This window comes from Corynebacterium sp. ACRPJ, from assembly GCF_022347345.1.
GTDB lineage: Bacteria > Actinomycetota > Actinomycetes > Mycobacteriales > Mycobacteriaceae > Corynebacterium > Corynebacterium tuberculostearicum_D.
Genome location: NZ_JAKRNC010000043.1, coordinates 1 through 609 on the forward strand (window position 1 = coordinate 1; position 609 = coordinate 609).

1 pseudogene is annotated in these 609 nt (G+C 56.3%); it reads right to left on the minus strand.

The annotated features are described in order from the left end of the window. Positions 1–404: pseudogene (locus MHY08_RS11620) on the minus strand (IS256 family transposase); the annotation flags it as partial. Positions 405–609 lie beyond the last annotated feature (205 nt).

Sequence of the window (609 nt, forward strand, 5' to 3'; positions counted from 1 at the left end):
GGCTCGGCGATTCTGCGAAGTAGCTGCGTGTATGCGTGGGCGGTTTCGTGTTTGGTCCAGTGCCACGCAATGACGTGGTCGCGGCTGGCTGCCACAAGCAGACAGCCAGCTGCGGTGTAGGTGCCGTCGATGAAGATCTGATCGTAGACGCGCTGCAGGGCACCGTCGTTGGGGATGTCGATGAGCCAAAACGGTTCGAATCGGCGATCAAGCGTCCAGCGACTCACCCTTTGTTGCCCGGCGAGTTCAGACAACGTTGCTGTGGAGGTGGCATAGGAGACGAAGGCTTTAAAGTTGCGGGCCTGCGTGCGATCGGTGCGGGTTCGTGTTGTGGAGCTACCGCAGTTCGGGTCTTTGCACCGCCACCTGGTTGTGCCTTTGGATGTGGTTCCGTTTTTCTTCATTTGCCCAGTACATACCGGGCATCGTGGCCTGTTTTTACTCACCCGGAAAGCACACCAACCCCCGACTAGCACATGGGGGTGCCATTCCGATGGATTGAACACGAAACGCGCGGATATAAGCACCAAGACCTTATATCCGCCCGATTTACCCAACCTGAGCAGCAAGATCACTGTAACTCAGACACACTTTTTGCTACTTAACCCT